Consider the following 18,189-nt stretch of genomic DNA (forward strand, 5'->3'; position numbering starts at 1 on the left):
CCCGGAGGTCCTGGGGCTGTCTGAACTGTTAGTTCGTGCTCAGGTCATGTTGCCGGGGAATCAACTGCTCACTATCCTAACACGCTCTTGACGGGAGCCGGGGCTCCGATGTGGAACCGTTATGTCATCGCAACTCGAGATGTTTACCCCGCCTACTGAGGCGAATAGTGAAGACATCGCCAAACTTCCGCTGCATACAAAAGCGCGGGCAGGCAAAGGACCGAGCGCCGAAGAAATGGCGGTGCGTCTGGAGGCAAGCGGAAGCTACCGCGTGCTTCGCAAGCTGCGGCCTCGGCAAGTCGCCGACATTCCGCGACCGGAGTTCGCGCGAACCGGAATCATCGTCGACACGGAGACAACCGGTCTCAATCATCGCAGCGACGAGATCATAGAGATCGGAGCAGTGGCCTTCAGCTATGATGATGAAGGCAATATTGGCGATGTCATTGGCGTCTATGGCGGCTTGCAGCAGCCGATAAAGCCGATCCCACCGGAGATCACGCGGCTGACCGGCATTACCGACGAGATGGTGGCAGGTCAGGTCATCGACGTGACCCAGCTTCGAGCCTTGATAGCTCCGGCGGATCTTGTGGTCGCGCATAATGCCGGTTTCGATCGGCCCTTCTGCGAGGCAGTTTCGGAGATCTTCTCCGGCAAGGCATGGGCCTGTTCGGTTTCAGAGATCGATTGGACGGCGCGCGGCTTCGAAGGCACCAAGCTCGGCTATCTCATAGGCCAGGCCGGCTTTTTCCATGACGGTCATCGGGCGGTTGACGATTGCTTCGCTCTCCTCGAAGTCCTTGCACGCAGCGGGAAAGACTGGGAGCGCAGCGCCTTTGCAGAGCTATACGAGGCAAGTCAGCGATCGCGGGTGCGCATCTTCGCAGAGCACAGCCCCTTCGACATGAAAGATCATCTGAAGGCTCGCGGGTACCGCTGGTCGGATGGAAGCGACGGGCGGCCGAAGTCTTGGTGGATCGAAATCGACGAGGAGATGCTCAACGACGAGATTCGCTACCTGAGATCGGAAATCTACCGATGGGACGAAGCCGATCCTCCGGTGCAGCACCTGACGGCCTTCGACCGCTTTAGGGTTTGAGAGGATCGCGGTTAGGCAGAGACCTAGCTGACTTGCAGAGAGGCGGTGGCAGACGGCGAAAAGGCCATGCGTACACTTACCAGAGCTAGTTGAACTAAATCTTCCGTTGCGAGGAGAGGAAACCGCGCTTCGGTGGGGTTGCCATAGGGCAGACACTACCGCGAGTGTTGTGGGGCCACCAGCATGCGCCCGCGAACGGGGCGTCACCTTCGTGCTGGTAGGCGGGGCTTTAACGCCGTGGCAAGCACGGCTGCGATTGAGGCAATGTCCGAAGGTGCCGAGAAACAAACAGCGCTGACTGAGTGGGAATACGCCACCATCTTCAACCGCCATACACCCGCTCATCACGACTGTAGGGCGCCGCGCTGGGCCTCAATGACGAGCAAATTGATGCAATGTGGACGCGGGCTGCTCAGCTATAGGCGCTTCTGAGGAAATGGACGTATTTATCCGCGGTACCTGTTTCGCGATGTTCTTGCGCCACACCGTTGCTTAGGGTCAGGGCTGCTACGGCGTTGAGGTCTATGTGCGGATGAACAAGTTTTACTAGAGGCGAGTACCGCTCTAGCCACTGGTTTTTGTGCGTTTTAACATCGAAAAGGAGAGAAGGGACGTTGCAGAGGATGGTGAATATAGCCATGTGATATCGGCCACCGATATGCAGGCGACATCGTGATATTGTCTCGGCAGCACGTTCTATGCTGGCTGTCTCAGCGAAAATACCTCCACGCGTAATGATCTCTGCCTCATAGTTATTGAAGCGCTCAACCGCGTGCGTGAGGATAACAGGCCGAAGACTGAATTTATCGCAGGCACTGAGGGCGGCCTTTAGAGTGTGGACGTCTTCTTCGGCATTGTTTCTGGCCCCGGTGGTTATCAAGCAACCATCACGTTCTACTGCTGGTGCGGGCGATATCCGAAGAAATCCCGCGTCTGCTAGAAACCGGATCGGCCGGACTCGGTCGAAAGAAGCCCGGATCATTGCGATCCGGGCTTAATCATGTCCAAACTGTATCTGTTGCAACATCAAGCATCGACGCCGCAATACTTCTTCCCCTCGCCAATACAGCAAATTCTAAGGGCAATTCGGGAAAGATGGGTCGCTGCATAAAGGATATTAGCCAAAAGTCGTAGAGAAACAATCAAAAATAATGGGTTTGGTGACTCATCATACTTATACGTGCACTGGCCTGGCGATGCGATAGGTTTGATCGTCATGCCGCTCCAATCGCTGGTCGGCGTGCTCAGCCTTTCCAGAAGTTCTTGAACCTGGATATGGAGGCACAAACCTTCCTATTCGGCTATCAGTTCCTAGCGACGAGGGCGCTCCTTCCGGAAGCCGTCAAGCATCTCAGCAGCCACAGCATACCGCTTGAAAATGTCATCCAGCTCGCGGCTCGCAGGCGCAACGACGGCTCAACCAAGCCAGGCCGCAGTCCCTCAAGCGTGATGTCAGGCGTGGCCAAGCTGCGCCCCAAAGCTGCCACTCGCCGATAGCACCGGGCATGTCCTGTGCTGGCGGATACTGTTCTCTAAGGAGTCAAGGGCGGCGGCTCGGTTTTGAGCAATATCGACGCTTTCGGTGCCTGCGTTCTCTGCGTGCTCACGTGGCACTTGATGGGTAAGCTGAGTGTGGAGCGGCTTGGTTGAAAGCGCAATCGGCCGGTGCCATCGACCGTGTGCTACAGAAGCGGCGCTACGTCTAGATTTTTGCTAGCAGTATGCCGGTTTGATGTCCATAGGCCTCAGGAGTTATTGAACACACCCGCCAACCGGGACCTAGGCGCTTGATGAGATAATTGACATCCCACATGACATGCGCTTGCGTGGATCGGCCCATTGCCACCATTTGCGCCTCGCCCTTGGCGAAACGCTGATAGCCGGCATGACTCTCTAAGAGCTTCAGCCAATTCTGTCAGCTGTCAGGCCGAATGCGCTCGATATATCGCTGTCTATGTTCCGGGTTTCCGCCCCCTTGGAAAACCGCAACTGCGGCCCGGTCATTAACTGTGAAGTAGAATCTGCCCTCTGGCTGAAGTATTCGGCGCACTTCTAACGCCCAAGCTTCGGCGAGATCGTCTAGATGCGTCCATACCGAACCCGCAGAAACAAGGCCAAATGACCGATCCTCGAAAGGCAGATGAGGGGTAACCGTTGTTGTTGCAAAATGAAAAGGTGGTGATAGATGTTCCTTGCACCAGAGAATCGCGCTAGCCCAGCAATCCACACCCCATATCTCCTCTGTTTGCTCTCCTCTGTTTGCGCCAAGTCATTTAAGTGGCGAATAAGTCGGCCGCCTGCAACTCCCAATTCCAGTATTCGGCCAAGACGCTCAATCGGTGCGCCACTGTGTTGCAGAAGTCGGCGAATAGTTGACGTATCATCAGCACCGCTTTGCAGATATGTCTCAACGCTCGTACAGTAATTGGCCCATAGCGGCTCTGGAGGAATGGGGAGGGAAGAGCTATGGTGTTTTTGTGCTGTGCCCGGATAGGCCGGAAGCGTGTAAGTCGGATCGCGGTCGTTGTGGGGAAAAACCGCAGCAAAGTGCTGAGTCTGTGACGCGAATGAAGGCAAGCTTTCTCGCAGTAATGGGTCGAAGAAACGGCGGCGCAATGTGCCCTTCAATCTCATGGCACTCTCCAACTTCAATGGCAGTAACACCGCACCATTGGACAGTATCATAGGTTCGGCGGATGTCCATTCAGCCGAAAGGATAACCCAAGACACTGGCAATCCCACTAGATGTTACTTCAATAACGTGGAAATCAGTTTTGATTATCGGAGATTAATTCTTGCTGCTTAGATGTTGGACGACTGCTAATGGCGCAAGAGAGCCATGGCGAGCTAACTTGGCGAGCGACCGCTTACCACCAAAGCGGTAGTTTAGCCTCGCCACGAGAGCTGTGTCGTATACCTGTTTCCCGCCCGTCTATAAAAGACCCAGAACGCATCGGCGGGCCGGCGGGCGACCTGCGCATCAACCGACGAATGCCCGTTCGACGACATAAGTGGCCGGCGCATTGTTGGCGCCTTCGACGAGACCGAAGGATTCAAGAACCGTCTTGCTGTCCTTCAGCATCTCCATCGAGCCGCAGATCATTGCGCGGTCCTGCGCCGGATCGAAGAGCGGCAGGCCGGTTTCGCAAAAGAAAGCTCCGCTGCGGATGAGATCGGTGATGCGGCCCATGCGGGGGAAGGCTTCGCGCGTCGTCGTCGTGTGGAGGCGCAGTTTCGAGGTTGCCTGTTCGCCAATCAGCGGATCGTGCTTCAATCCGTCCACCAGTTCGGTGATGTAAATGAGTTCGGCGACTTCGCGGCAGGTCTGGACGAGGATCACTTCTTCGAACTTCTCATAGGTTTCCGGATCGCGGATAAGACTCGCGAATGGCGCGACGCCGGTTCCCGTCGAAAAGAGGTAGAGCCGCTCGCCCGGCAGCAGGGCATCAAGCACCAGCGTGCCGGTCGGCTTTTTGCGCATCAGCACCGTGTTCCCGGGGGTGACCTTCTGTAGGTGTTCAGTGAGCGGGCCGCCCTGCACCTTGATCGAAAGAAATTCCATCTCTTCCTCCCAAGAGGGGCTAGCCACCGAATATGCGCGGAAGACCGGCTTTTCCGCGTTCGGCAAGCCGATCATCACGAACTCGCCGGAGCGGAAGCGGAAGCTGGCAGGCCGCGTGATTCGGAAATGGAACACCCGATCGGTGTAATGCTTCACTGCCGTCACCGTCTGGGCAAAAACGTTTTCCGGGATTGGAAACTTCCGCATGTCAGTGTCCTGCATATCTCCTGCGAGAATTGCGCCGCTCCGGACGACTAATCAGTACCTGGTCGGCGGCGCGCTTGCTTTTGCTGCAGGTGCGGCGATAGGGGCCGCACTGCCGCACACAACGAACCAAAGACGAAGCACTGGGTGAGGTTCAGATCATATGCGAAAAAAGAACGATGAAGCAATCGGGACTTCGCAGGACTTCGTCTAGAAAGCGACCGCCCTAGAAGCGCACGATGCTGCCAGGAAGCGGATGCGCGAATCGTATCGGGCATTCTCCGCACATATGCGACGAATTGCTCGCGTTCTATTGCCGGCGGTTCGCCACCGTGAGTGGAAAAACGCACTGTCAAGTCGCAGCGCTGGCGGCTAAGCCATTCCAGCCGGGTCGCCGATCGGTAGAAGTGCTGGATCAGTCGGGTTCTTCGTGTCCTCCGGCTTGCTCTTCGGCGGCTTGCCGGGTTTCTGCTGGTCTCGGTCCGGCATGTCGGAAGTCCCCCGCGGTTTTCGCGGAGCCTTGACAGGGGCAGGGATGGGATCTCTCTTCGGCATGGTGTTCTCCTTATCCGTGAGAACAACGACCGCAAGAGATGATGGTTCCTGCATGAACAGCGACATCCCACCAAGGAATGCAGGCAGCGAGTATGTGGCTGAATAGCTCCGACGTCTTCCCCGCAAATTTGCCGAAGCGTCCTCCCCGTCGGCCGGCTCAGGATCCTGAGCGATATCGATCCCTCGGCCGAGGTGATGCGCTCGGTGCAGGCAGAAGCGTCAAGAAGATCAGGATCGGCATCATCTACATGTCGATGCTCGACAGGCCGACCGTCAGGAGAGCGAGGTCGCGCAGTTGCAAAGCGGAGGTGATCAGTAGCTAAGCGGTACTCGTTCTTCCTCAAGAGATCGCATAATGTCCCGCCCTGGAGGTCGCCCGGCCGGATTGCTTCTACCGGCTTTCCAGGTGGTGGGAACGGGAGGGGTGTAAGACCTTGGTCCTGGGCAGAGTGAGCGAACGTCCGACAGCGCTGAGAGAAAGGTCTGAAGTCGCTGGCCGCGGAAAACTGCGGATTGACGACCGGTTTGAGCCATGAACAAGGTATCCCGAAGATGACGCAACATACGGAGTTGCTGGGTTCTCGCCGCTTTCGCGCTGAGCTCGACATCCGCCCGCCATTGCTCGTCGACGTGTTTCGGTAGCCACTAGCGGGCGAATGGTGCGCCAATGACGTTTCTTATGAAGATCACGCGACGGAAATTCATGTCGGCACTGTGCACTGCGTCAATCAGCTTTGTCGCTGCTCAGACCGCGCTGGCCAAGAACGGCAACAGCGGGAACGGAAATGGCGGCGGAAACGGGAATGGCGGCGGAAACGGGAATGGCGGCGGAAACGGCAATGGTGGTGGAAACGGCAATGGGAGGGGAAGCGGCAATTCAAACGACAGCAATTCGAACAGCAATTCGACCGGGGCGAGCGGAAAAGGCACGACCGTCCGAGATAGCAGCTCGGACTTGAGAGTCCGCCACGCCAAAGGAATAAGCGAGCAGATCAAGGACGGCCGCTACATCATGAAGGACTCCCGTGGGCGTACGATTGTCAACCGACGCGCGACTCCGGACGATGAGAAACGGCTGCTTTCCCTCAGTGAATGAGCGGGCGGTCAAGCGCGTCCCGCAGCACCATCGCAGCCTCGGTTCGATTGGCGACGTCGAGCTTTGCCATTATCTGCGTCATGTGGTGCTTAACGGTCTTCTCGTGCAGGTTGAGCTTTCGTGCGATCTGCTTGTTGCTCATGCCTGACGCCACAAGATTGAGAACCTCCCGCTCTCGTGTGGTCAAATCCCGGATCAAGTCGAGCTTGCTTGCCGAGGCCGGGGCACGGCTGGACAGTAGCTTGGCCGAGAGTGTCGGAGCCACGTAGCTCTCGCCCAATGCCACGGTCCGAATGACATCCGCCAGAGCTCTCGATCCGATCCCCTTAAGGACATAGCCTTTGGCACCGCCCTGCAAAGCTGCCGTGACGTCATCGCCAGCCTCTGAAACGGTGAGCATGACGATCTTTTGTGACGGCACCATTTCAAGGATAAGCGGAACCGCGCCCATTCCGCCGCCGGGCATCGAAATATCGAGCAGCATAACGTCAGGGCCCAGGTTCTTGGCAATTTTCAGCGCGTCGTCGCGTGAGCTCCCTTCGGCTATGATTTCAAAGCCGTCGATCTCTGACAGGCTTCTTGTCACGCCCTCTCTGAACAGAGGGTGATCGTCGATCACCGCAACGCGTATCGCAGCCGTCATACTTGCCCAATCTCCTCGATGCCAAGCGATATCCGAACAACCGTGCCGGGTGCAGCGGCGTTCAGTTCAAATGTTCCCGCTAGACTTTCTATCCGTTCTCTCAGGCCGGCAAGCCCAAGGCTCGTGGGACTTACCTGGTTCGGATTGAAGCCAGGCCCGCCATCCGCCACCTCGATTCGCACTCTGTCGCCGTCGATGCTCTGCACGACACGCTGCCCAACACCGCCCCCGTGTCGGTAAGCATTGTTAAGCGCCTCTTGCACAAAGCGGTATATGCAAATCTTCGCCGATGAAGAAAGGTGATCGGGTGGGTGGGATAACGACAAATCCACAGCCGATCGCGTCCTTTGCTTGTGCGCCTGAACGCAGCGCTCGAGTATCTCAGATAAGCTGGCAGTTTCGATCTGCGGCAGGACCAGACCGCTGCATATGGTTCTGATCTCATGCATAGCCTCGTCGAGACTTGCCCTGATAGCGGTAATCTCGCGTTTGCGTTTTTCTGTCGAACTCGAGGCATTCCACAGCGCATCGCTGTCCAACCTCAACGAGGCAAACGCTAGGAGCTGTGCTGGGCCATCATGCAAATCCGCACCGATGCGCCGCAGCATCTTTTCATTGAGAGTCGTTGCCCGTTCTGATGCTTGCTGCAAGCGTGTACGCAGGGTCTCGTTCTGCGACAGCAGGGAAGACAGTTCCTCGACGCGCTGCTCGAGCGCGAGGCGCTGCTTCTCGATGGTTCTGCTGCCCCGCATGACGATCGCCGAGAGCACAACGAAGAAGGCGAACGTAAACGTCGCAACAGCCAGCCAAGTCAGAATTCCCGCCCGGCGCAAGCTAAGCTGGAAGTCATGGCCAATTTCATGGAACTCCGAAACGGCCACGACCTGTCCCGACCACGGCTGCAGCACGGGGTTGTAGATTTTGAGGAGCGGCTGCTTGCTAGCCGAACGGCCGGTCTCATCTTGAAGGTCGTCATGCGGCGTTAACTGGGCCACCATTTTACCATCAAACGCCATTCTCAGCTCGCGACTGAGCTCAAACTTCCTTCCGGCCATGTTCCTTTCGTTCGAGTAGAGAACAGTGCCGTCTGCACGCCAGAGGCGGAATGCCAGCAACCGGGTACCGAGCGCGCCCTGTCCAAGCGTTTCATCGAGCGCGCGCGCGACTGTATCGTCAAGAACTTCGGTCGTCTGCATGTCAGGCAGGAGTGGCGCGATCACGCTGTCCACATATAGCGCAGTCGTCGCTGCCGAGTTTCGGGTGACGGCCTCCTCTATGAGGCTGGTGACGAATGCGCCGACCACCAGCATCGCCGACGTCGCGACGATGCCACCGGCCAGCAGGAACTGCCTCGCTAACGGGAGCGCGTTCCATCGTAGAATAAGGTCTTTGGCGCGCACGACAAATCTCGGGATCGTCCGCTCGACTTGCTGGCGGCACATCGGTTGGGTTGAAGCCGTAAACTACCGCCTCCGGTAGACGGGTCAATGGCGCGTCGTTCTTTGCGGCGGTCGATCGGACGTTTTTTGGCCGGTCGGTCAGACCTAGGTCCTACGCAGTGACGCAATAGTCTTATGGCTGTGGTGCCTTGGCGTGGCGCAAGCTACCGTTGCATTGGTTCAGAAGTGTCAACGCCCAAGGGCGAATATTCCAAAGAGGGCCGCCCATGGCTATTTCCAAAACATTCGGACGGAGTGTCGTCGCACTGGCCATAGCCATTGCCCCGGTGGCAAGCGTCACGGTCGGTGCTTCAGGGATGGCTTTTGCCAAAAGCGGTAGCGGCGGCGGCAATTCCGGCGGCAGTGGTAAAAGCGGCAACGGAGGAGGCCACCGCAACGCGCATTCCGCCACTGGTATGCAGGACAAGGCCCGGGCAAGCAAGAGCGATCGCGGTGCCGGCGACATCCTGAAGTCGCTCTTCACGCGTGGCACCAAGGCCAACAAGACTATCAAGGCAGGGAAGGTCGCCAAAACCGCAAACGTCGCCGCGACCAGGCCAAAGAGCCTCAACGCCGACTACGCCGGGCTGAATTCGCTGAACAGGAATTATCACGCCTATATCAACTCCAACGACCGGCGCATGGCGGCAATCTCTGCCTATGCGATGGCATACGCGCAGTTCGAAGCCGCGAACGGCCCTGGGGCCATTCCGACCGATCCAGCCTTAAGCGACGAAGCGCTCCGTGGAGCACTTACAAGTTTCACAAAAGAAGGCGTTGTGACCGACGACGCACTTGCTGAGGCAAAGGAGATACTTGGCGTCGGATCAGCAGCCGGCAAGATCGACCAGATACGCGAGACGCTTCCGAAGACATCGTCTGAAACTACGGATTCCGAACTGGAGATCGCGAACTGAATCTTAGCGTGGACGGTATCGACAGCGGTCGGCAACCCTCCAGAAATCCGAATAGGACAGCGCGATCCATGAAGTTGGAGAAACTTGACAATGCAATCGGCGGTGCAATACGCGCGATGCAGCACGGACGGATCGGTTTTTCTCTGCAACAGATCAACGCCGTCGACGATTCAAGCAAGATCCTCTACTCGGAGTGCCTGGGAAGGCTCGTGGAGCCTGACGGCATGGTCAGAACCAGCGGAGAGTTTTTGGCGATCCCGGAAGAATCGGGGATTGCTCCAGCCTTCGACCGATACCTCCTCGGCCTCGCATTTGACTGGCTGGCTCGTCATCCGTCGGCTGTGCTGGGCTGCAACATATCGGCTGAGAATGTCGCCGACGAACAAGCCTGCACGGTTTTATACGACCTACTTTCGAGCCACAGCGCAGTGGCCACGCGCATGATTCTCGAAGTTAGGGAAAATCTGCCGCGGACAATGCTTTCGGTCGCCGTGGACTTGCTTCAGAGCGCTCGCGTCCTGGGCTATAGAATTGCGTTAGATGAGTTCGGAACCGGCTACTCAACCGCCGACTCGCTCATGTTCATCCCCGTCGACATTGTGAAAATCGACGCATCTTTCGCGCAACACCGTCGGGGTGAGGCCGCGCCAATACTCTGTCATATGGTCGGTCTTGCGTCCTGCGCCGCGTCGACCGTAGTGGTCGAAGGTATCGAAACATACGGGCAGCTCGAAGCAGCAAAGACCGCCGGAGCAACACATGTGCAGGGATTTCTCCTATCGGAGCCAACTCTGCCGCCCATCTATTCTCGGGCGTCGAATGCATTAGCGCGAAGCGAGACTCCTTAAGTGGCGGTAAATCGTATTCGAATGGCTTGTTCCGCCATCGGCCGACCAGCCGTGTATCGCCCGAAAACGCCTCTGGAATCACGGCTGGCGACAGGCCTCGTTGCAAACGGCGAATATGAACTGTCGTGTCCGCAAGCGCATTTCCGCCCATGGATGACTTCCCTCGTCGAAATGCAGGGCCGCTATGCCTTCTGCAACGCTTAGCATTTCTTGTGCTATTCGAGAATATTGTTCCCAGAACCACATATTTCGCGTCTACGCAGGATTGTAGATCGCGATCACTTAGGTGATGGCGAGACCGCCTAAGAACCTTGGCTCCGTTCGCCTGAATGCGAACGGAGCCAGAGCATCGGCGATGATTAACTGACTACCTCGCCCTTCGGGAAATCCGTGGAGAGCGCAAGTTCGCGCCATTCGGCAAGCTCCCTGGCGACACTGGCATTTTGCTCCTCGATGACGGCCACCGTATCGCTTCCGAAAGGCATGCGGAGCGGCGGGTTAGCCGAGTTGACCAGAGTGACAATTCCAGCGGCTAGCTTTGCCGGATTTCCGGGCTGAGCGTGGTTCGCATCGGCTGCAATATCGCGCATGTTGCCGGCCGGCGTGCCGATATATTCGGGGATTGCCGCCGCACTGACCGACAGCGAGTTGTCGGCCAGAAAATCGGTGCGGAAGAAGCCCGGCTCGACGATCGTGACCTTGATGCCGAATGGCTTGAGTTCCGCCGCAAGCGACTCCGAGAGCCCTTCGACAGCGAATTTCGTCGAACCGTAAACGCCCCAGCCGGGATAGCCGAAATATCCGCCGACAGACGAGAAATTCAGGATGTGGCCCGAACGCTGGCGGCGCATATATGGCAGCATCGCGCGCGTCACCTTCAGCAGCCCGAAGACGTTGGTGGCATAAAGCTTCTCAATCTCCTCTGCCGTCGCTTCTTCGACCGCACCCAGCAATCCATAACCGGCGTTGTTGACGAGGATGTCTACGCGGCCGAAGCGTTCGACCGCCTTTGCGGCTGCTTCCTTCGCTTGGGCTTCGTTCGTGACGTCGAGTGCGACGGCGAGAAGATTGGGGTTGTCGCCAAATTGCTCGACGACGGTGCTCGAATTGCGGGCGGTAGCGACCACGGCGTCGCCGGCTGCGAGTGCTTCCTTGGTCATCAGCGCGCCGAAGCCACGGGATGCACCAGTGATGAACCAGACCTTCATGACACGTTCCTTAAGAGTCGATTCGGCCTTTCAAAGCCGATGTGGTTGTTCGCGTCCGCATCTCTGTGCTGACGGGCTGAATTTGACCCAAATCCTTCTGATGCATAAGATTTGTTATTTTCGAAACTATGATGAGTGATACTCAGTAATGCGCGCATCCGAGCTCTCCGAACTTGCAGCCTTTGCGGCCGTCGCCCGTCACAAGAGCTTTCGAAAGGCGGGCGAGGAGAGGGGCGTCACAGCTTCGGCAATAAGCCACGCGATCCTCAATCTCGAGAACCGGATCGGTGTTCGGCTCTTGAACCGCACGACGCGCAGTGTCTCGCTGACGGAAGCAGGCGACCTCTTGCAGTCGTATCTCGATCCCGCTTTCGGCGAGATCACATCCGCGCTCGATGCGCTGAACAGATTTCGCGACACGCCCTTTGGCCGGGTCAGGATCAATGTGCCGAACTCGATCGCGCCCTTTGTGATCGGTCACATCATCGGCCCATTGCTCGAGAAGAATCCCAACCTGGAGCTTGAAATCAGCGCCACCGATCGGTTGGTTGATATCGTCAAAGAGGGTTTCGATGCCGGAATAAGGTTTGGCGAGCGGGTGAGCGAGGGGATGATTGCACTCCGCATCAAGCCCCGGCTGCGCCTCGTCGTCGTCGGCTCGCCCGCCTATCTCGAGCGGCGGCCGAAGCCGATCACACCGCACGACCTCAAATGGCATCTCTGTATTCAGAACATGTTCCCCTCCGGGGCCAGGTATGCCTGGGATTTCGAGAAGGGCGGGCAGTCGGTGACGTTTCAGCCCACCGGGCCGCTGTCGCTTGACGATCACGAGTTGATGGTCGAGGCCGCGCTCAGCGGTGTGGCGCTTGCCTATGTCTGGGAAAACCGTGTTCAAAAGCACATTGCAAATGGTGAGCTCGTGCAAGTGCTGGGCGACTGGTGTCAGCCGGAGCAGCCGCTTTACCTCTATTACCCCAGTCGCCGCCATTTATCTGCGGGTTTCCGTGCTTTGATCGATGCGATGAAGGGGAAAGCGTGAATCAATCGCCGCAGTGCTTGCTGCGTCTTACCTTATCGACCGCCGGCGCTTGAGGTCGCCGTGCTCGGTCGTGTGTAGTGGGCCGACAGCCGACATGGACAAAGGCGGCCGCGAACTTCCGCAGTTGGCGAGAAGGTGCGGTCGCGAACTGCTGTTGACTGGCCTAATAGGCCAATCACCGCAGCATGATCGAAGCTAGGGTGCGTTGAGGTATACGCTACTGAGCCAAGAGGGGAGTGCCTATACGCGGTGCTCCGCGCGTTAGGGCTGGCGAAGATCTGCCGGGCGGCCCGAGCTCGTTGACGGCCTTCATGTATGAGACAACTCGGCTGGCGAAACACGTTGCATGGGTCACCATCAAGGGCGTCATGTCGTCCGCGGCAAGTTCTCGGGACTAAGCGAACACCTCGGCAACCAATTCGGGGTCAAGTGCGGAGATGATCTGGCCCTTGGCGCCCTATTAGGCGTTAAGAGCTTCACCACCGGAAAGGATCATGGTTCGATCGCGAGCCGATTTGCAAGCAAGGCTGGAGCGACAAGATAAAGGACAATTGCGATCATCACGACGCCGGAGAACCCGATATGCATTGCAAGCAGCGTGGCGAGAATCGCGCTTAGCACGGACGCACAGCCGTTGATTCCCCACGCCCAGGGGATGAATGTCTCCGAACTTGCGCCGACGTGCCCGAGGCCGAGGGGAAAAGGCATGCCCATAAAGAGAGCGAGCGGCGCTATGAGGAGCAGCGTGATCGCGATCTTCACGGCCTCCGGGAGCGCCAGCAGCCTCTCGAAAACTGAGGGCAGCGCGAGAAGGTACGTGGCAGCCAGGACTGCAATAACCCCGACAGCAAGCGCGATGCCGCGTACCGCCGACCCGCGCCCGACCGCCGCGGCCCAGCGCGCAGCTACGGCGCTACCGAGACCGGCGAAGGCGAGAAAGCCCGCAAGCACGACAGCGACAGCGTAGAACGGATGACCGAGGAACAGCACAAAGCGCTGGATGAAGGCGATCTCGATGAAGAGGAAGGCCAGCCCCAACAGAAGAAAGTAGAGGCCGAAGCGCAGGCGGTGCAATGATTGCCCAAGCGCGTGTCTGCGAATCCATAGCGGCAGCAGGATCAAGACGGCGCTCAGGATGGCAGCCTGGACCAGAGTCGCCACGAGGATCAGGTAGCTCCAGTCGAGCATCGCTGCCCCGCCCTGGGTGCGCAGCGCCAGCAGTTCGGGCAGGGCGCGCCAGCGGAAGAAGTCGAAGAAATAGGGCCGATTGTCCGTGGCCGGTGCGATGGCGAACTTGTAGCGCTCGATGAAGTCGGCGCGCTCAGGACTGAGAAGGGCGAGGGCTCCCTCGTAAAAATATTCCTGATCGAGCTGGTTGAAGTGGTTCACGTCGCTCGCGGAGATGCCTGGCACCCAAGAGATGTCGAAGAAGTTCTCGGCCGCGAAGCTGCGAATGGCCGCGATGTCTCCACCTTTCAAGGGCGATCTGGCGACGAGCAAAGTTGCGGTATTCCAGTTCCGTATCAGCGCCAGGTGCCGGCCAGGCTCGGCCACGCCATCCGCCTCGAGCGCTGCCAAGGCGGTGGCGAACAGTTTGAGGCTGTCACGCGGCGGCACCCGCAGCCATCGTGTGATAGCGACGACACCATCTGGTCCGAGCATCGCGAGGTAATCCCGCATTGCCTCCACGGTATAGGTGTAGTTTTCATGCAAGCTCTGCACGCCGGCCGAGGCCGCGCTGAAGGAATCGAGGAGCGGCATCTGGATCAGGTCGTAGCGTTCACCAGCAGTCGCAGCGAAGGCGCGCGCCTCGGCCAAATGCAAGTGCACGTTCGGTCGGCTGAAGATACCGCCAGCGAAGTCGGCGAATCGATTCCGGGCTAAGTCGATCATTTGCGGGTTGACCTCTACCGCATCCACGGTTTCGGCGCCGGCGCGCAGCGCGAGCAGCACCTGCTCGCCGCCCCCGGCGCCGAGGATTAGCACCCGCGGCCGCTCGAGGATGCGGTACGGCAGAGCCGTCGTTGTCCGGTCGAGATAGGCTACCTTCGCCGGATCGCCTTCATAGGCGGTGATAGCCGCAATACTGTCACCGTCGGTGAAGACGGCGAGTTGCGCGGGCGGCTCCTGGGTGTTGGCAAGGCTGAGGCCAGGCGCATAACGGAAGGGGACGGTCGCACTCTCGACAACCGTCAGCAACCCGAGCGGGCTCGACCGCTCCTCGATCACCCGCGCGTTCGGAACCTCGAGGGCCATGCGGAGGCCCTTATACTGCGACATATGGGGCTCGGGGGCCACCCAGGACGGCGGTAGCGATACAGCAACGAACGCGGCCGCCACCCCGAGGCCGCCCGCTGCGAGCCACCGATGGCGGACGATGCCCATCGCGGCGAAGGTAGCCGCCGCGAATCCCAGTGCTGCGACGAAATACAGCGCCGTAGATGGAATGACGAGGAACAGGAGTCCGACGATGCCCAGCGCACCGATCCCCGCGCCGGCCAGATCGAAGGCATAGACGCGTCCGATCTGTCCGGGATGACGGCAGAAAGCAAGGCCGACGCAGGTCGCGCCAAAGAAGAAAGGCAGAATCAGAAGCGCATAGCTGGCCGCGAGCCAACCGAGCTGTCGCGGATCCCAGATGATCTCGAGTGCGTTGAACGGCAGGCGTTCGGCGATGGCGAAGCTGACGACCGCGGTGATGCCGAACAGCGCTGCCGATGTCGCGAAAGCAGCCGGGTACCGCTCCACTAGCCAGCGCTGGGCAAGCGCAATGAACGTACCGCTCGCGCCGAAGCCCAAGAGCGCGATGCTGATGATCATGTAGGCAAAATGGTGCCATTGAACGATCGAAAACAATCGCATCAGCAGCACCTCGTAGGCGAGAACCGCTGCCGAAATGAGACCGACTGGTAGCATGCGACCCGCTCTCACCGGGAGGGACCTCCCCGTAGCGGAACGAAGCTCACCGGCAGCAGCTGCCGGGTCGTGACGCCTCCGTCTGGTCGCTTCTCGACGAGCATGAGAAACTGGGTTGCAAAGGGGCCTCCCACGGGGATGACCATCCGCCCTCCTCGAGCGAGCTGCTCGACAAGCGGCGGCGGGATATGGCTGGCAGCCGCGGTCACCACGATGCCGTCGAAGGGCGCGTGTTCAGGCCAGCCGTAGTAGCCGTCGTCCACCTTCACCTCGACGTTGTCGAAGCGGAGCACAGCGAGTCGTGCCGCTGCCCTCTTGCCCAGTTCCGGGATAATTTCGATCGAGTAAACCTTCTCGGCGAGCGGCGACAGGACGGCTGCCTGGTAGCCCGATCCCGTGCCGATTTCGAGGACGGTGTCACCAGACCCGACATTGATCAGGTCGGTCATAAGCGCGACGATAAAGGGCTGCGAAATCGTCTGACCGTGCCCGATCGGCACGGGCCGGTCATGATAGGCCGCGTCGCGCTGCGCCTCGGGTACGAAACGGTGGCGCGGCACCGTGCCCATCGTCCTGAGCACCGCCGGATCGATACTCTGTCCCCCGGAGTGGGCGTGCTCCTTGATCGTCTCGATCATGGCGGCACGCTCGGCTGCGCGGTCCTGGGCGGGCGAAGATGTCGAAACGAAGACGGCGACGCTCGCGAGAGACGCGGCCAGCAACGCTCGGTACTGGGCTAGAGCAATCATGAAGCTCTCCTGGCCCACGACGTCGAGAATAAGACGGCGGCCCTTTGAAGCGAACGCCATTCCGATCTCACAGCAAGCATGCCGCAGCACCGGGCCCGGATCAACCCTGTTGGAGGTTGGTGGTGCGTAAGGAGGTTGGGGGATATCGATCGCCGTCGCCGGAGAATGAACCAATGCGATTGGGCAGCATGCCGACCGTACACCTATCGATTTACGGGAGATATTTCGGCTCCTTCGCAACTGGGTAGACTTCGCTCGCCGCGGATAGGCGGAAAAGCCAAGCTGCACGGTTGCGAGAATTTCCGCAGATGGCATGCAATCCGCCTACTTCGTTAGCTCCTTAGAACGGGTCTTTGCCTGAAGGAAGTATTGGTGAGGTGACGCGACTGACTCCCAAGCGGCGGGCGATATCAGCTACTGAGATGTCCCGGTCGCGAGCATGGTTTTTGCCACTCTCTTATGATCTGAGTGAGCTCGGGTTTTCGTCCACCTTTGCGACCGCGGGCGGCCTTCAGCCCCTCGATAGTTCTCCGGAGAGCGTTCCCGAATAGCTCCGGAATAGGTCGGAGGACGGTGACGGCCTCAAGGCGCGCGATCGGTAAGCGCGTCGGCTCCCTCCTGTTCGGCGCAATGCGCACAGCAGTAAATGATGTCGCCCTGCTCGACACCATGCCCGATGATCCGGACGCCGCAATGCGGGCATGTCGGAGCAAGTTTCTGGATCGCGCACTCGAAACTATCGAAAGTGTAGGTTGCATCCCCCAAATTCACCCGGAAAGCCTTATCATAGTCGTTGCCGCACTGGTCGCATCTGGCCATGGTTGTATTCCTCCTGTTCAGTCCCACCAACCTCGCAAGCAGCGCAAGGTTCCGGCTCAAGTCTCGCGCTCGATCATGCGGACGACTTCCTCGATGCTGCGGGATTGGATGCCCAGTTCTTCCAGGCCCGGCAGATCGTTTGCCGCGACATTGTCACGACGCATGAGATCGACTTGGTTGCGCGTCAAGGACACGGCGGGAAGAAACTCCGCAGCAGTCGCCAATATGCTCCATGCCGCGAATGGCATGGGCACCAGCCTGATTCGCACTTTGAGTTGCGTGGCGATCTCCCGGACGAGTTCCCGATACGAATAAATGCGCGGACCGGCGCACTCGAAGATCGAAGCATCCGTGGAATTCTGCCCCGAGGCCAAGCGGCTCACGGCTTCCGCCACGTCCTCGACATAGACCGGTTGCAGCCGAGTGCCGCCGTTGCCGAACAGCGGATAGATCGGGAGGAGGCGTACCAGCCTCGCGATCGTGGTGATGAACGCGTCGTCGGGTCCCGCCATGACAGCGGGACGGACGATCACCGCGCCTGGAAACGCCGCCTTCACCACCTCCTCGCCGCGGCCGCGGGCGCGGATGTAATTCGAACGGGACTTCGGATCCGATCCAATGCCCGAAATCTGGATGAACCTCTCGACGCCTGCATCCCGCGAAGCGGTCGCCAGATCGGCTGCCGCTTCTACATGGACACGCTCGAAGGTCTGCTCACCGCGCTCGACATAAAGGCTGACCGCATTCACAACCGCGCGAGATCCACCTACGGCAGCGGCGATCGAGGATGGATCCAGTATGTCCGCCGCGATCCGCTGAGTTGGCCTCTCACCGGACGCGTTGTCCAACTTATTCTTGTGCGGATGACGCGAGACCGCACGTACATCGCCAGCCTTGTCCAGAAGCCCGCTCACGATCCGCCGTCCAAGGAAGCCCGTTCCGCCGAACACCGTCACAATGTTCTCGTCGGCAAAATCAGTTCGACCAGATTGGTTAGTCATCGTGCTTTCTAAGGCCCTCCTGACCTGGCGACGCGTCGTCGGTCGCGTTCTCCGCGTCGGAATACCCGCATCAGGCGCTTGATCCGCTCGGCGC

General features: G+C 59.0%; 15 protein-coding genes and 1 pseudogene. 5 read left to right on the forward strand and 11 right to left on the reverse strand.

Going from position 1 to position 18,189, the window contains the following annotated elements; genetic code table 11:
- Positions 1 to 121 precede the first annotated feature (121 nt).
- Positions 122 to 1,099, forward strand: a complete 978-nt coding sequence (locus PYH37_RS03035) for a 3'-5' exonuclease (RefSeq protein WP_280731959.1) — start codon at positions 122 to 124, stop codon at positions 1,097 to 1,099.
- Positions 1,100 to 1,471: 372 nt separating this feature from the next.
- On the opposite strand, the pseudogene PYH37_RS03040 reads toward PYH37_RS03035, so the two are convergent.
- The 4 genes and pseudogenes from PYH37_RS03040 to PYH37_RS03055 all read right to left on the reverse strand — a co-directional run.
- Positions 1,472 to 2,048, reverse strand: a pseudogene (locus PYH37_RS03040) (polysaccharide pyruvyl transferase family protein); the annotation flags it as partial.
- Between the two features lie 966 nt (positions 2,049 to 3,014).
- Positions 3,015 to 3,326 carry a methyltransferase domain-containing protein gene (locus PYH37_RS32375; RefSeq protein WP_425336073.1) on the reverse strand — a complete coding sequence of 104 codons (312 nt, stop codon included), beginning with the start codon at positions 3,324 to 3,326 and terminating at the stop codon, positions 3,015 to 3,017.
- A 753-nt stretch (positions 3,327 to 4,079) separates the two neighbouring features.
- Positions 4,080 to 4,868 (reverse strand): ferredoxin--NADP reductase, encoded by a 789-nt coding sequence (locus tag PYH37_RS03050; protein WP_280731962.1) that lies wholly within the window; start codon positions 4,866 to 4,868, stop codon positions 4,080 to 4,082.
- A 369-nt stretch (positions 4,869 to 5,237) separates the two neighbouring features.
- Complete coding sequence (locus PYH37_RS03055) at positions 5,238 to 5,420, reverse strand: hypothetical protein (protein ID WP_280731963.1); 183 nt, start codon at positions 5,418 to 5,420, stop codon at positions 5,238 to 5,240.
- 679 nt (positions 5,421 to 6,099) lie between these two features.
- Between PYH37_RS03055 and PYH37_RS03060 the strand changes: the two genes are divergently transcribed.
- The gene (locus tag PYH37_RS03060; protein ID WP_280731964.1) at positions 6,100 to 6,516 is read left to right on the forward strand and encodes a hypothetical protein; all 417 of its coding nucleotides are present in this window, start codon (positions 6,100 to 6,102) and stop codon (positions 6,514 to 6,516) included.
- On the opposite strand, the gene PYH37_RS03065 is transcribed toward PYH37_RS03060, so the two are convergent.
- A complete protein-coding gene (locus tag PYH37_RS03065) occupies positions 6,506 to 7,159 on the reverse strand; it encodes a LuxR C-terminal-related transcriptional regulator (RefSeq protein ID WP_280731965.1) in 654 nt (217 codons plus the stop codon). The genes PYH37_RS03060 and PYH37_RS03065 overlap by 11 nt on opposite strands.
- Positions 7,156 to 8,601, reverse strand: coding sequence for a sensor histidine kinase (locus PYH37_RS03070; RefSeq protein ID WP_280731966.1), 1,446 nt, complete (start codon positions 8,599 to 8,601; stop codon positions 7,156 to 7,158). Before PYH37_RS03070 ends, PYH37_RS03065 begins: the two co-directional genes overlap by 4 nt.
- Before the next feature lie 224 nt (positions 8,602 to 8,825).
- Here PYH37_RS03070 and PYH37_RS03075 point away from each other — a divergent pair, with 224 nt between their 5' ends.
- Positions 8,826 to 9,515: a hypothetical protein gene (locus PYH37_RS03075; protein WP_280731967.1), complete on the forward strand. Its 690-nt coding sequence runs from the start codon at positions 8,826 to 8,828 to the stop codon at positions 9,513 to 9,515.
- A gap of 68 nt (positions 9,516 to 9,583) precedes the next feature.
- Positions 9,584 to 10,363 (forward strand): EAL domain-containing protein, encoded by a 780-nt coding sequence (locus PYH37_RS03080; RefSeq protein ID WP_280731968.1) that lies wholly within the window; start codon positions 9,584 to 9,586, stop codon positions 10,361 to 10,363.
- A 359-nt stretch (positions 10,364 to 10,722) separates the two neighbouring features.
- Here PYH37_RS03080 and PYH37_RS03085 read toward each other — a convergent pair whose 3' ends face one another.
- Positions 10,723 to 11,571 (reverse strand): oxidoreductase, encoded by an 849-nt coding sequence (locus PYH37_RS03085; protein ID WP_280731969.1) that lies wholly within the window; start codon positions 11,569 to 11,571, stop codon positions 10,723 to 10,725.
- 148 nt (positions 11,572 to 11,719) lie between these two features.
- Here PYH37_RS03085 and PYH37_RS03090 point away from each other — a divergent pair, with 148 nt between their 5' ends.
- Complete coding sequence (locus PYH37_RS03090) at positions 11,720 to 12,610, forward strand: LysR family transcriptional regulator (protein WP_280731970.1); 891 nt, start codon at positions 11,720 to 11,722, stop codon at positions 12,608 to 12,610.
- Between the two features lie 492 nt (positions 12,611 to 13,102).
- Here PYH37_RS03090 and PYH37_RS03095 read toward each other — a convergent pair whose 3' ends face one another.
- The 4 genes from PYH37_RS03095 to PYH37_RS03110 form a co-directional block, all read right to left on the reverse strand.
- Entirely contained in the window at positions 13,103 to 15,526 is a 2,424-nt protein-coding gene (locus PYH37_RS03095; protein WP_280731971.1) for a spermine/spermidine synthase domain-containing protein, read from the reverse strand.
- An 11-nt stretch (positions 15,527 to 15,537) separates the two neighbouring features.
- The gene (locus PYH37_RS03100; protein ID WP_280731972.1) at positions 15,538 to 16,335 is read right to left on the reverse strand and encodes a protein-L-isoaspartate(D-aspartate) O-methyltransferase; all 798 of its coding nucleotides are present in this window, start codon (positions 16,333 to 16,335) and stop codon (positions 15,538 to 15,540) included.
- A gap of 522 nt (positions 16,336 to 16,857) precedes the next feature.
- Complete coding sequence (locus PYH37_RS03105) at positions 16,858 to 17,094, reverse strand: hypothetical protein (protein ID WP_280731973.1); 237 nt, start codon at positions 17,092 to 17,094, stop codon at positions 16,858 to 16,860.
- 56 nt (positions 17,095 to 17,150) lie between these two features.
- Positions 17,151 to 18,095, reverse strand: a complete 945-nt coding sequence (locus PYH37_RS03110) for a complex I NDUFA9 subunit family protein (protein WP_280731974.1) — start codon at positions 18,093 to 18,095, stop codon at positions 17,151 to 17,153.
- Positions 18,096 to 18,189 lie beyond the last annotated feature (94 nt).

Source organism: Sinorhizobium numidicum (genome assembly GCF_029892045.1).
Taxonomy (GTDB): domain Bacteria; phylum Pseudomonadota; class Alphaproteobacteria; order Rhizobiales; family Rhizobiaceae; genus Sinorhizobium; species Sinorhizobium numidicum.

Coding starts and splice junctions, on each gene's coding strand:
- PYH37_RS03035 (WP_280731959.1), top strand. CDS start 122: ATGTCATCGCAACTCGAGATGTTTACCCCGCCTACTGAGGCGAATAGT.
- PYH37_RS03050 (WP_280731962.1), bottom strand. CDS start 4,868: ATGCGGAAGTTTCCAATCCCGGAAAACGTTTTTGCCCAGACGGTGACG.
- PYH37_RS03055 (WP_280731963.1), bottom strand. CDS start 5,420: ATGCCGAAGAGAGATCCCATCCCTGCCCCTGTCAAGGCTCCGCGAAAA.
- PYH37_RS03060 (WP_280731964.1), top strand. CDS start 6,100: ATGAAGATCACGCGACGGAAATTCATGTCGGCACTGTGCACTGCGTCA.
- PYH37_RS03065 (WP_280731965.1), bottom strand. CDS start 7,159: ATGACGGCTGCGATACGCGTTGCGGTGATCGACGATCACCCTCTGTTC.
- PYH37_RS03070 (WP_280731966.1), bottom strand. CDS start 8,601: ATGTGCCGCCAGCAAGTCGAGCGGACGATCCCGAGATTTGTCGTGCGC.
- PYH37_RS03075 (WP_280731967.1), top strand. CDS start 8,826: ATGGCTATTTCCAAAACATTCGGACGGAGTGTCGTCGCACTGGCCATA.
- PYH37_RS03080 (WP_280731968.1), top strand. CDS start 9,584: ATGAAGTTGGAGAAACTTGACAATGCAATCGGCGGTGCAATACGCGCG.
- PYH37_RS03085 (WP_280731969.1), bottom strand. CDS start 11,571: ATGAAGGTCTGGTTCATCACTGGTGCATCCCGTGGCTTCGGCGCGCTG.
- PYH37_RS03090 (WP_280731970.1), top strand. CDS start 11,720: ATGCGCGCATCCGAGCTCTCCGAACTTGCAGCCTTTGCGGCCGTCGCC.
- PYH37_RS03095 (WP_280731971.1), bottom strand. CDS start 15,526: ATGCTACCAGTCGGTCTCATTTCGGCAGCGGTTCTCGCCTACGAGGTG.
- PYH37_RS03100 (WP_280731972.1), bottom strand. CDS start 16,335: ATGGCGTTCGCTTCAAAGGGCCGCCGTCTTATTCTCGACGTCGTGGGC.
- PYH37_RS03105 (WP_280731973.1), bottom strand. CDS start 17,094: ATGGCCAGATGCGACCAGTGCGGCAACGACTATGATAAGGCTTTCCGG.
- PYH37_RS03110 (WP_280731974.1), bottom strand. CDS start 18,095: ATGACTAACCAATCTGGTCGAACTGATTTTGCCGACGAGAACATTGTG.